Annotated in this window: 9 protein-coding genes; 3 read left to right on the top strand and 6 right to left on the bottom strand. The window is 68.9% G+C overall.

What is annotated here, in order from left to right:
* Positions 1 to 26: 26 nt before the first annotated feature.
* The 5 genes from B5F73_RS05555 to tatA all read right to left on the bottom strand — a co-directional run bounded on the left by B5F73_RS05555 (position 27) and on the right by tatA (position 7,505).
* The gene (locus B5F73_RS05555) at positions 27 to 2,609 is read right to left on the bottom strand and encodes an ATP-dependent Clp protease ATP-binding subunit (RefSeq protein ID WP_087227275.1); all 2,583 of its coding nucleotides are present in this window, start codon (positions 2,607 to 2,609) and stop codon (positions 27 to 29) included.
* Positions 2,610 to 2,878: 269 nt separating this feature from the next.
* Positions 2,879 to 3,991 (bottom strand): hypothetical protein, encoded by a 1,113-nt coding sequence (locus B5F73_RS05550; protein ID WP_087227274.1) that lies wholly within the window; start codon positions 3,989 to 3,991, stop codon positions 2,879 to 2,881.
* 396 nt (positions 3,992 to 4,387) lie between these two features.
* Complete coding sequence (gene lysS, locus B5F73_RS05545) at positions 4,388 to 6,595, bottom strand: lysine--tRNA ligase (RefSeq protein ID WP_087227273.1); 2,208 nt, start codon at positions 6,593 to 6,595, stop codon at positions 4,388 to 4,390.
* Positions 6,596 to 6,674: 79 nt separating this feature from the next.
* Positions 6,675 to 7,151 (bottom strand): transcription elongation factor GreA, encoded by a 477-nt coding sequence (gene greA / locus B5F73_RS05540; RefSeq protein ID WP_087227272.1) that lies wholly within the window; start codon positions 7,149 to 7,151, stop codon positions 6,675 to 6,677.
* A gap of 30 nt (positions 7,152 to 7,181) precedes the next feature.
* Complete coding sequence (tatA, locus tag B5F73_RS05535; protein WP_087227271.1) at positions 7,182 to 7,505, bottom strand: twin-arginine translocase TatA/TatE family subunit; 324 nt, start codon at positions 7,503 to 7,505, stop codon at positions 7,182 to 7,184.
* A gap of 146 nt (positions 7,506 to 7,651) precedes the next feature.
* Here tatA and B5F73_RS05530 point away from each other — a divergent pair, with 146 nt between their 5' ends.
* The gene (locus B5F73_RS05530) at positions 7,652 to 8,500 is read left to right on the top strand and encodes a fused MFS/spermidine synthase (protein WP_087227270.1); all 849 of its coding nucleotides are present in this window, start codon (positions 7,652 to 7,654) and stop codon (positions 8,498 to 8,500) included.
* Between the two features lie 425 nt (positions 8,501 to 8,925).
* Here the strand turns inward: B5F73_RS05530 and B5F73_RS05525 are convergent, their stop codons facing one another.
* Positions 8,926 to 9,774: an HAD family hydrolase gene (locus tag B5F73_RS05525; RefSeq protein ID WP_087227269.1), complete on the bottom strand. Its 849-nt coding sequence runs from the start codon at positions 9,772 to 9,774 to the stop codon at positions 8,926 to 8,928.
* A gap of 93 nt (positions 9,775 to 9,867) precedes the next feature.
* Here B5F73_RS05525 and B5F73_RS05520 point away from each other — a divergent pair, with 93 nt between their 5' ends.
* Together B5F73_RS05520 and B5F73_RS05515 are read left to right on the top strand one after the other, a co-directional pair.
* Positions 9,868 to 11,019, top strand: a complete 1,152-nt coding sequence (locus B5F73_RS05520; RefSeq protein WP_087227268.1) for a glycerate kinase — start codon at positions 9,868 to 9,870, stop codon at positions 11,017 to 11,019.
* Positions 11,020 to 11,267: 248 nt separating this feature from the next.
* A complete protein-coding gene (locus B5F73_RS05515; protein ID WP_087227267.1) occupies positions 11,268 to 12,446 on the top strand; it encodes a hypothetical protein in 1,179 nt (392 codons plus the stop codon).
* The last annotated feature ends 93 nt before the right edge of the window (positions 12,447 to 12,539 follow it).

The raw sequence follows: 12,539 nt of genomic DNA, 5'->3' as shown, positions 1-12,539 counted from the left end.
CGCCGTCCGCGCGGCGCTCGGCCCCCTTACTCCCCCGCGCTCAGCAGACCACCGGCACCGGAGGCGCCACGTGAGGGCTCGGGCGGCGGGGCGAGAAGGTCAGGCGAGCTCATGGTCTCGCGGCGACGCGGCGCGGGAATCTCGCCGGTCGTGTGCTCGAAGACGAGCGCGCCGTCCTTCTCGTCCACGCGGATGATCTCGCCGGGGTGCCACAGGCCCTGCAGCAGCTCCTCGGAGAGCGGGTCCTCGATGAGCGTCTGGATGGCGCGGCGCAGCGGGCGGGCGCCGTAGACGGGATCGGCGCCCCTCTTGGCGACGAGGTCGCGCGCGGCGTCGGTGAGCTCGATGGACATACCCTCGGCCACGAGGCGGTCGCGCAGGTCGGCGACCATGAGCTCCACGATGCTGCGGAGCTGCTCGGAGGTGAGCGACTTGAAGACCACGACCTCGTCCACGCGGTTCAGGAACTCGGGACGGAAGTGCTTCTTGAGCTCGGACATGACGCGGCTCTCGATCTCCTGGTCGGAGAGGCCGCTCGCGCCCTGGGCCGAGAAGCCCATGGTGGAGGTCTGGGCGATGTCACGGGCGCCGATGTTGGACGTCATGATGATGACGGTGTTGGAGAAGTCGACGTGGCGACCCTGGCCGTCGGTGAGGCGACCTTCCTCCAGGATCTGGAGCAGGACGTTGAAGACGTCGGGGTGCGCCTTCTCCACCTCGTCGAAGAGGACGACCGAGTACGGGCGCCGGCGGACGGCCTTGGTGAGCTCGCCGCCCTCGTCGTAGCCCACGTAGCCCGGGGGCGCGCCGACGAGCTTGGAGACGGTGTGCTTCTCCATGAACTCGGACATGTCGAAGGAGATGAGCGCCTCCTCGGAACCAAAGAGGAACTCGGCGAGCGCCTTGGCGAGCTCGGTCTTGCCCACGCCCGAGGGGCCGAGGAAGATGAACGAGCCGCCGGGGCGACGCGGGTCCTTGAGCGGGCTGCGGCTGCGCCGGATGGCCTTGGCGACCTTGGTGACCGCCTCGTCCTGGCCGACGACGCGCTGGTGGAGCACGTCCTCGGAGCGCAGGAGCTTGGACGCCTCGGCCTCGGTGAGGTTGGAGACGGGCACGCCGGTCATGGCCGAGACCACGTCGGCGATGTCCTGCTCGTCCACGGTGACCACGTTGGCCGCGAGCTCCTCGCGCCAGGCGTGCTCGAGCTCGTCGCGGCGGGTGACGAGGGACTTCTCCTCGTCGCGCAGGCGCGCGGCGTCCTCGAACTCCTGGGCGGCCGCGGCAGCCGACTTCTCCTCGCGGACGCGGGCGAGGTCGGCGTCCACCTGGGCGATCTCGGGCGGGAGCGCCATCTTGTGGACGCGCGTGCGCGCGCCGGCCTCGTCGAGCACGTCGATGGCCTTGTCGGGTAGGAAACGGTCCTGCACGTAGCGGCTCGAGAGGGTGACGGCGGCATGGATGGCGGCATCGGTGTAGCGGACGTGATGGTGCTGCTCGTAGCGGTCCTTGAGGCCCTCGATGATGCTGACGGCGTCCTCGGGGCTCGGCTCGCCGATGTTGACCGGCTGGAAGCGGCGCTCGAAGGCGGAGTCCTTCTCGACGTGCTTGCGGTACTCCTCCGCCGTGGTGGCGCCGATGACCTGGATCTCGCCGCGAGAGAGCGGCGGCTTGAGGATCGAGGCCGCGTCGATGGAGCCCTCCGCGGAGCCGGCGCCGATGACGGTGTGGATCTCATCGATGAACAGGATGTCCTCGTCGGAGGCCTCGAGCTCCGAGACGACCTTCTTCATGCGCTCCTCGAACTCGCCGCGGTACTTGGACCCGGCGACGAGGCTCGCCAGGTCGAGCGTCCAAATCTGCTTGCCGCGCAGGATGTCCGGCACGTTGCCCGAGGCGATGAGCTGGGCGAGGCCCTCGACGATGGCGGTCTTGCCCACGCCGGGGTCGCCCAGGATGAGCGGGTTGTTCTTCTGGCGGCGGGCGAGGACCTGCATGACGCGCTCGATCTCGCGGTCGCGGCCGATCACGGGGTCCAGCTTGCCGTCGGAGGCGAGCTTGGTGAGGTTGCGACCGTACTGCTCGAGGACCGAGCCCTCCTCGCCCTGCGGGGAGGGGCCGCCGAACCCGGCCATGCGCACGTCGGCCGTGGCGGGGCCGGGGGCCGCCTCGGGGGTCTTGCCGGAGAGCTCGTTCACGGCGTTGCGCACCGCGTCGCCCGAGACGCCCATCTGGCGCAGGGCGTCCATGGCCCGGCCGTTGCCCTCGGCGACGATGCCGAGCAGCAGGTGCTCGGTTGCGATGTAGGTCTGGCCGTGGGTCATGGTCTCACGGTAGGCGCCCTCGAGCACGCGCTTGGCGCGCGGCGTGAACGGGATGTGCCCGCCGGGGACGGGCTCGTTCTCGCTGGCGGTGAGGCTGCGCACGGTGGCGAGCGTCTCGTCGTAGGTGACGTCGAGCTTGGCGAGCGCCTGGGCGGCCACGCCCTCGCCCTCCCTGATGAGGGCGAGCAGCAGGTGCTCCGTGCCCACGTACATCTGGCCGAGGTTGCGGGCCTCGTCCTGGGCGAGGCTCATCACCTTGCGCGCCTTGTCGGTGAACTTCTCGAACATGGGTGCGTCCTTCCGCACGGTGGATTCACGGTACTAGTTTGTACCCACGGCGCCGCGCGCGCAAACGCGCTAAGCGACGTCGCGTCTCTCGCGGGCCGCGCGTTCTTCTCGCCCGCACTCATGGGTGCCGGCTATTGAGCGTAACAGCGCCCGCACTCCGCGCAAAAGCGCGAGAGCATGCCGACACTCCCTCGGATAAGGCGTCAACTAAGCCGACACTCATATGTGCGGCAGGGAGGGACGAGGAGAACGACCGCCTGAGACTCACCCTACCAGTCGGGCTTCTCGCTTGGAACGGCGGGCAGCATCTGGCTGAGAAGAACGCGCCGCATGAAGCTCGCGCCCTCGTCCGCAAGCGTCCGACGCACCCGAGCCTCGAACTCCGCGCCCTCGGTCTGCGCCAGCGCATGCGCGACGCGCGCAAGGTAGGCGTTCAGCGCCGACAGGGTGCTCACGTTCTTGTAGCTCGCCGGAAAGACCGAGATCCCGCAGGTCTGGTAGTCCCGGACGCGCCGCTGGTCCTCCTCGAACGCCTCCTCGCTGACGTGTTCCTTGCCGTTGTACTCCGACGCGGTCCGGTGACGCGCCCAGTGAAAGTCGGGGCGCATCCGACGGTGCTCTATGAGGTGGAGCACGTCGCTCGGCCACTCGATTGGCTCGTTCTCCGAGAAGGGCGGCGCCTCTATGCCGCCGAGCTCGGGCGGGAGCTTGAAGGCGAACGAGAGGAGCGTCTCCTCCGGAGAGCCCGCCCCGTCCTGGACGAGCGTCGCCACGCGACGGGCCTGGCGGAGCCCCCTGATTCCCGTCGCCTCGCCAAGAAACGCGCTCAGGTCGTCGGCGCGACAGAGCGCCGGAAGCTCGAAGGCGCAGCTCCCGAACGCCGGGTCGCTCGGGTCGCGCGCGTAGGAGCCGCACGCCTCCATGGGGAAGGTGAGCAGCCGGAAGAACGCGGCATTGGGGGAGAGCGCACTGCGGCTGACCAGCGCGTCAAGCTGCTGGCACATTCTGATCAGGCTCAGCGCGGGAGACTCCACGAACAGGCGCAGCGCGCCCTCCCCCGCGTAGTCCCACGGGTTGCCGTCCGCGTGGACCACCTCGAGAAACGACGCGCTCGGCAGCCTCGAGAGCAGGCAGCGCGACCGCACGAGCGCAGACTCGCTTCTCGCCTCGCGCGAGAAGAACGTCATCTCGAGCGGCGCGCCCGGGGCGATCGGAAGGAGGATGTCGGGCAGCGACGACCGCAGCGACGGCAGGTCAATCGCGGTCTGGCCTGTTCGCAGATGCTCGTCGGGGGCGGGAACGAGCAGCAGGCCCGGATCGCGGCGAGCGGCGCGGGTGAGCCGGAGCGAGTGCTGTCCGGCGAGGAAGACGTCCTGTCCCATAGCACCCCTTTCGACGTGGTGTAACCAGAGGCTAGGCAGGGACGCTTTCACCAAAACTTCCGCTGGCGCGCAGCAAGCTGTCACCCGGCGGGCTCATTCGGTCTCCGAGGGGCGAGCCGCCTGCTCAGACGCCGCGCCGTCGCGCGCCACGCACGAAGGTCCCAAGGGGCGGGACGTGCCGACGGCACAAATTCTTCACGGTCGTACTATGCCGACACATATGAGTGCCCGCGCGGAGTGTCGGCTTGGTTGACGGATTATGGGAAGGAGTGCGGGCAGCCTCTCGCGTTTTGCGCGTAAGTGTCGGCTCAAGACAGGTCGACGGCCGGCACTCATGAGTGCCGGCCGCCACGGAGAGACGGGAATTGTCGAGCGAGAAGGACCTCGGTCGAGAGGCTACTTCCCAAACGTGTCGCGGTCGGGCGCGATGGCCTTCATCGCGTCGATCGTGCGCGAGAAGAGCTCGTCGAGCTCCCACCCGCAGAGCTCAGCGCCCTTGCGGATGATGTCGCGGTTGCAGCCGGCGGCGAAGCGCTTGTCCTTGAACTTCTTCTTGAGCGACTTCACCTCGAAGTCCATGACGGACTTGCTCGGGCGCATGATCACGGCCGCACCGATGAGGCCCGTGAGCTCGTCCACGGCGAAGAGGACCTTTTCCATGGGGAGCTCGGGCGCGGGCAGCTCGGGGTTGTTGTCGGAGTTGTGCGACTGGATGGCGCGCACGAGCTCGGCGCTGCCGCCCGCGGCCTCGAGAAGCTCCGCGGCGTAGACCGTGTGGTTCGCCGGATCGTCGGCGTGCTCCTCCCAGTCGAGGTCGTGCAGGATGCCCACGACCTCCCAGAAGTCGGCGTTGTCAGGGTCCATCTCCTCGGCGAAGACACGCATCACGCCGCCCACGGTCTCGCCGTGCTCGATGTGGAACTCCTCGTGGTTGTGCTCAGCGAGAAGTGCGAGCGCGGCGTCGCGGTCGATGCCGGCGACAAGCGCCGCCGGAGCTTCCGCCGCCGCAGCCGTGACCTTCTCGGAGTCCTCGGCGATCGCGTCCACGGAGGCGGCCGTGTTGTCGGTCACCACGCCCGCGACCTGCGCCTCGATGTCGGCCTTGGTGATGGTCTCCGGCTTCATGGCCGGGAAGAGCAGCACGTCGCGGATCGCGGGCTGGTCGCAGAACAGCATGACCATGCGGTCGATGCCGTAGCCGATGCCGCCCGCCGGCGGCATGCCGTACTCGAGGGCGCGCACGTAGTCGTAGTCGTAGCCCATGGCCTCGTCGTCGCCCAGCCCCTTGGCCGCCACCTGCTCGGCGAAGCGGCCGGCCTGGTCGACGGGATCGTTGAGCTCGGAGAAGGCGTTGGCGTACTCGTGGCCGGCGATGACCAGCTCAAAGCGGTCGGTGAGGCGCGGGTCCTCGGCCTTGCGCTTGGAGAGCGGGGAGACCTCCTCGGGATAGTCGCACACGAAGGTGGGATTCACGATGGTCTTCTCGCCCAGCTCGTCGTAGAGCTCAAAGAGGAGCTTGCCGGCACCCCAGCTGGGCTGGACCTCGATGCCGTTCTTCTCGCAGAGCTCGCGCAGGTGCTCGACGGGCGTGTCCATCGTGAGCTCCTCGCCCACGCACTCGGAGGCGATCTCGGACAGCGGGCGGCTCGCCCAGGTGCCGGACATGTCGATCTCCTGGCCCTGGTAGGTGATGACCTCGTGGCCCTCCGCGCAGCCGCAGACCTCGCGCGCGATCATCTTGAAGAGGCCCTCGGAGAGACGCTTCATGCCCTCGAGGTCGGAGTAGGCGCAGTAGGCCTCCATCGAGGTGAACTCGGGGTTGTGCGTGAGGTCCATGCCCTCGTTGCGGAAGTTGCGACCGATCTCGAAGACGCGCTCGAGGCCGCCCACGATGAGGCGCTTGAGCGGTAGCTCGGTGGCAATGCGCAGGTAGAAGTCGCGGTCGAGCGCGTTGAAGTGCGTCACGAACGGCTTGGCGTTGGCGCCGCCGAGGATGGCGTGCATCATCGGCGTCTCGACCTCCATGTAGCCGTCGGCCTCCATGTAGCGACGGATGAGGCTCACGATCTGGCTGCGCTTGCGGAAGACGTCGCGGACCTCGGGGTTCATGATGAGGTCGACGTAGCGCTGGCGGTAGCGGACCTCGCGGTCGGTGAGGCCGTGGAACTTCTCGGGCAAGGGGCGGAGGGACTTGGAGAGCACCGTGAGCGAGGTCGGCGAGACGGAGAGCTGGCCGCGCCTCGTGCGCAGCACCGCGCCCGTGGCGCCGAGGATGTCGCCCAGGTCGAGGTTGGCGAGAAGCGCCCAGCCCTCGTCGCCGAGCACGTCGTGGCGGCAGAAGAGCTGAATGGAGCCCGTCACGTCCTCGAGCACGATGAAGGCGGCCTTGCCCTGCTTGCGCAGCGCGCGGATGCGGCCGGCGACGCTCACCACGTCCTCGGTGTCGGTGCCGTCGGCGAGCTCGGCGTACTTTGCCTCGAGTTCGGCGGCGTGCGCCGTGACCTCGGAGGCGATGGGGTACGGGTTCACGCCCGCGTCGATCAGGGCCTGGCGGCGGGCGCGGCGCATGCTCCGCTCGTCGGTGGTGGTGGCGTTCTCGGCCATGGGGGTCCTTTCAGATAAGGCGCCCCGCACCTGCTTTTGCAGACACGGGGCGCCACGCTTGCTTGGGTGAGGAAGTAGCCTAGCGGGAGATCCCCGTGATGGTGTACTTCCGCGTCTTGCCGGACGGCGCGACGACCTCGATCTTGTCGCCCTTCTTATGGCCCACGAGGGCCTTGCCCACGGGGGACTCGACGGAGATGCGGTGCTCGAGCGAGTTGGTCTCGGTGGTGCCCACGATGCTGAACGTGGACTTCTTGCCCTTCTCGTCCTTGAGCTCCACGGTGGTGCCGATGGAGACGGTCAGCGCGTGACCGCTGTCCTCGACGACCGTGGCCACAGAGAGGATCTGGCGAATCTCGTTGATGCGGGACTCGTTCTTGGACTGCTCCTCCTTGGCGGCGTCGTACTCGGAGTTCTCCGAGAGGTCGCCAAAGCCGCGGGCCTCCTTGATGCGCTCGACGATCTCGTCGTGCTTCTCGCCCTCGCGATACGCGAGCTCGTCGACGAGCTTCTGACGGCCCTCGGCGGTGAGCTCGATCTTCTTGGCGTTGTCCATGTGCGCGCTCCTTCTACCTGCCGCTTGCCGCTAGTTGAGCTTGGCGCCGCACTTGGAGCAGAAGGCCGCGCCGGCGGCGTTCTTGGCGCCGCACTGGCTGCAGAAGACGGTCTCGTCGGCGACCTCGGGGGCGTCGGCGTCATCCTCGTCCTCGACGACCTCGACGTCGTGGGACTCGATCGGGGAGGCGTTGTCGTCGGACTTGTCCTCGGAGCCCTCCTCCATGCCCTCGCGGACGTTCTTCACGGTCTTGCCGAGCGCGGAGCCGATCTTGGGCAGGTTCTTGGGCCCAAAGATGACGAGCACGACGACGACGATAAGAACGAGCTCAAGGGGACCCATGCCGAAAATCATATGATGTCCTTCCAGTGTGTAGACGTGCGAGCGGGCCCTAGGCCCAATACAGCATCAGCTAGTATAACCGAGGTTACGCGCTACTCACAATCTCTAAACGCGAGAAATGCGGCGGCGCCCGCCCTTCTCGCCCCCTGGGAGGCCCCTTGAGAGAGATCCTCATCGCCCTGGCCGTGCTGACGGTCGTGTGCACGGCGTTTCTCGCCGCGATGCCGTGGCTGCTGCGCAAGCGCAACGTGGAGATGCGCCGGACCAAGTTTGGCATGACGCTGGTCTTTGACGCGGAGAACGCCGACGGCACCCCCGTGCGCCTGATCAACGTCAACGGCACCTTCCAGAGCGGCTGCTACGTGCCCGAGGACCTGCGCTTCCAGCTGGCGTGCGAGTACCACCGCGAGATGGCGCGCGTGATCGAGGACCTGGTCGCCAGGCGCGGGCGCACCCCCGACGAGCCGCTGAGCGTGCTGGTGATGGGCGGGGGCGGCTACTCGCTGCCCAAGTACCTCGCCGCGTACGTGCCCGAGGCCCACGTCGACGTGGTTGAGATCGACCCGGCGATGACCGCGCTGGCGCGCGAGTTCTTCTTCCTCGACGAGTGCCTGGAGAGGACGGGGGCCGAGAAGGACGGGCGCCTGCGCCTGGTGACGGGCGACGCCTGGGACTTCGTGCGCTCCGCGGAGGAGCCCTACGACGTGATCGTGAACGACGCCTTCTCGGGCAACCGCCCGCTCGGGCCGCTCACGAGCGACGAGGGGGCGCGCACGGTCCGCGGGCACCTCGCCGCGGACGGCGTCTATCTGGCCAACGTGCGCTGCGCCTGTGAGGGGCGCCGGGCGCGCGTGCTGGACGACGTCGCGGACGCCTTTGGGCACGAGTTCGACCACGTGGGCTACGTGCCCGAGTGGCCCGAGGAGCCCGGCAAGCCCGGCAACAACGTGCTGGTCGCGACGAGCGCCAGGGGCGTCATGCCCCGCGGCGCGCGCGTCGTACGGTAGCGGGCGCGAGGTTCTTCTCGGCTGCCCCGCCCTTCTTGCTCCGCGCCGCCCTGCCCCTGCCTCACTCGCCCCTCACTCACCGCTGCTGTTTTGGCCCTCCGCCGCCGACCTGTGGGCCCCTCACCCCCCCTGCCCCTCACCACTGCTGTTTTGGGGCAAAGGATTGATGCGGGGGGCAGGAAACGAGAGGTTTTGTATCAACTCTTTATCCACAACCCCGTAGAACGTGGAAAAGCGCGGATCTTGGAGTCGCAAATATAAAACGTTCGCCCCAAAACCGAAGAAAACGCCTGAGATTCGGCCACCCCGCAGACACGGGGTGGCCGTTTTTGCAAAACCACGGTTTTGTGCGCGTTCGGCTGGGGCATGACCGGCGTTCGGCGGGCGCTCCGCCAGCGTCGGGCCGGCGCCGGCCGAGAAGAACCTCAGCGCAGCGGACCCTCGCGGCGGACGGTCGCCAGCATGTGACGCGGCACCGCGTGCAGGGCGCAGCTGCCTATGACGTTTCCGGCGGCGCACTTGGCGGCGTCGCTCCCGTTGCTCGTGGCGTAGGCGTGGTCAAAGCGCTCGAGCATGGCCAGGTCGTTGCCGCCGTCGCCGTAGACCGCGACTTCGTCCTCCCCCAGCCCGAGCTCGCGCGCGAGCCACGCCACGGCCTCGCCCTTGTCGACGCGCGCGTCCGTGAGCTCGAAGAGATCGCCGTCAAACGAGGCGTTGACCACCGCGTCCGCATGCTCGGCGACAAACGCCTCCAGCTCCCGGCGCTCGCCGGGGTCGCTCACGCGGAAGTTCAGCTTGCAGACGTCCTGCGCGAGCACGTCGGCGTCCGTGCAGTCGAAGCGCTCCTCGTCCGTGGGGGCGGAGCGGCTCATGCGGTAGCGCAGGACAATGCCCTTGAGGCCGCGCGGCATGAGGTAGCCCGCCGCGTGGGCCTCGCGCGTGCCGCGCACGTAGGTGTGGTCACGTCCCACGCAGCTCACACAGACCTCGGGAAAGCCCGTGAGCAGCTCCTCTATGACGGCGGGGTCAATCGTCACGTGCCGAAGCACCTCGCCGCCGCTTCCCACTATGTGCGCGCCGTTGGCGCCGACGGACTCGATCGGCAGGTCCGCAAAGCCCAGGTCTGCGGGGCGTCGGACGCAGCGACCGGAGGCCAGCGCCACGTGGCGCCCCGCCTCGATCGCGCGCCGCAGTCGTCGGAGAATGCCGCCGTCGGTCTCGTGGAGCATGTTGAAGAGCGTACCGTCGAGGTCGCTCGCAAAGAGCTTGATCAAGGGTCCGTCCGTTCCTCTCGTCTGTCTCACGGCGACAGTATAGGGCGTGCGAGCACGTACAATGGGGGTGAACTCGTCCAGAGAGGGGGCCGCATGAGGAGCGCGCCGAGGTTCGTCTTCGCGTCCGACTCGCTCAAGGGCACGCTGTCGTCCGCGGACGCGGCGCGCCTGTTGGGAGCCGCCGCCGAGCGTCACTTCCCCGGCTGCTCGTGGGCTGCCGTCCCCATGGCCGACGGTGGCGAGGGCACGGTGGACGCCCTTCTCGCCGCATGCGGGGGCGAGCGGGTCCTCGCCGCCGCCTCCGACCCGCTGGGACGACCGGTCGAGGCTGCCTACGCGCTGCTCCCGGGCGGTCGCGCGGTCATCGAGATGGCCGCGGCGTCGGGCCTGCCCCTGCTCGCGCCCGACGAGCGCGACCCGCTCGCGACGAGCACCTACGGCACCGGGCAGCTGGTCATGGACGCGCTCGCGCGCGGGGCGCGCGACGTGACCGTCGCCCTGGGCGGCAGCGCCACCAACGACGGCGGCATGGGCCTCGCCCGCGCGCTCGGGGCGCGCCTGCTCGACGCGGACGGCCGCGAGCTCGCTGGATGCGGCGCCGACCTCGAGCGCGTCGCGCGCGTGGACCTCTCCGGCGTGAGCCCGCTCGTCGCGGGGGCGTCGTTCACCATGATGTGCGACGTGGACAACCCGCTCGTGGGGCCCGAGGGCGCGAGCTTCGTCTTTGGCCCCCAGAAGGGCGCCTCCCCCGAGGTCGTTCGCAGGCTCGACGACGGCATGGGGAACTGGGCGTGCGTGCTGCGGGAGACGTTCGGCCGCGACTTCGACGTGCCCGGCGCCGGTGCGGCGGGCGGCCTCGGCGCGGCGTGCCTCGCGTTCCTGGGCGCCGAGTCGGTCTCCGGCGTGAGGCGCGTGCTGGATCTTGTGGGCTTTGACGAGCTTCTCGCCGGCGCCGACCTCTGCGTCACGGGCGAGGGCCACGCCGACGCGCAGACCGCGCGCGGCAAGGTGGTCTCCGGAGTCGCCGCGGCGTGCGAGCGGGCAGGCGTGCCCTGCGTGGCGGTCGTGGGCGGAATGAGCGCCGACGCCGGTGCCGCGCCCGGCCTCTGCGCCATGGTGCCCACGGCGATCGACGCGATGCCGCTCGACGAGGCGCTCGCACGGGCCGAGGAGCTCTACGCCCTCGCCGCCGAGCGTCTCTTCTCGCTCATCGCCCTTGGCTGCGAGCTGGGAAAACGCCAGTAGCTCGCACATGACTTTCGGTTGTCTGCCCATCGTTTCCAAAATGCCTGATGACTCCGACTTTTGTGGCCTCAAATGACAGAACTTCTTGATTGACAAAAAATCGCGGCGCCTCAACCTGCGAAAATAGAGTTAGACGAGAAGAACTGTGCGATTTGGGGCCTCAAATCTCGCGCGAGAAAGCATGCCGGTGTCACAGCGCGCTCGCAGAGTCACGTCCGGGGACGTCCCGCACATGCTAGCCTCCGGACATGGAAGCCACCATCTGCGACACGTCCGCGTTCCTCTACTGGAGGACGCCGCCCCTCGTCCGCCTGCTCGCGTCCAAGCCCGAGGACAGCCCGCTCCTGCGCGAGCTTCTCTCCCCCTCCGAGGTCCGCGCGTTCCGGCAAGAGCTCGCCGCATCCTCGCCGCTCTGCGTCCTCGCGAGTCGGGCCGACGGCGGCCGCGCACATCCCGGCATAAGAGCTGGCGCGGTCGCGGCCTCTGCGAGGGCGCTCTCGGTCGCCCTCGAGCCGCCCGTCGACCTTCTGGTCTGTCACCCATCCGAGCGGAGCGCGTCCGCACTCGTACGGCCACGCCTCTGCTCGACGCCGGCCGAGCCGGGAGGCTGGCGCAGCGTCGCGCCGGGCGTCACAGCCGTCTCGCCGCTCTTCTCGCTCCAGCAGATCGCGGCGCGGGCATCGCTGCCCCGCGTCGTGATGCTGGCCTCCGAGCTCTGCGGGTCCTTCTCGGTCTACGTCGCGCCCGAGCCCGTGCGCGCCCTGCTCCAGCGGCTCATAGACGAGGGGCGTCTTCCCCGCATCTCGGGCTGGTCACCCACCCTTGACCGCGATGGACATCTCACGGAGCTCTGGTCACGGCCGCCGCTCTCGACACCCGAGCAGCTCGAGGAGTTCGCGCGTTGCTCGTTGACGGCGCGCGGACGGACCCGGCTGCTGCGCGCGGCCGAGCTCGTCGTCGCCGGTGCGGCGTCGCCGTTTGAGGTGAGGGCCGGCATGCTCCTGGGGCTCTCACGCCGGCTCGGCGGGGAGGGCTACGGCGCCTTCCGACACAACCAGCGCGTCCCCCTCACGCAAGGGGCGAGAAGCCTCGCGCGGCGCGCGTTTCTCGTCTGCGACATCTACTGGGACGCCGTCGAGGGGCGGCGCGCCCTCGACGTGGAGTGCCAGAGCCGATTGGCGCACGCCTTCGATGATGCCGCCCTATCCGACGCGGACCGCGCGACGGCGCTCGACCTCGTGGGCGTTGACGTGGTGAACGTCACCTACGGCCAGCTGACGTCCCTCGCGCGCTTTGATGCGCTCTCGCAGCTGATAGCCGAGAAGCTGGGCGTTCCCTATCGCAGGCGGACATCGAGCGAGACGGATGCCGCGATGCGCCTGCGCGAGGAGCTCTTTGCCGACTGGGCGACGCTGCCGCTCGCGTGAGAGGCGGCGCGGTCCTTATCGCCCGCGCAGCTTTTGCGGCCTCAAATCCATGCTGAACTTTGACGTTTGCCCAGTTGAGCAAAAAACTCGCGT

This window comes from Olsenella sp. An270 (assembly GCF_002159735.1).
Lineage (GTDB): Bacteria > Actinomycetota > Coriobacteriia > Coriobacteriales > Atopobiaceae > Thermophilibacter.
This window is presented reverse-complemented; position numbering and strand designations above follow the sequence as displayed.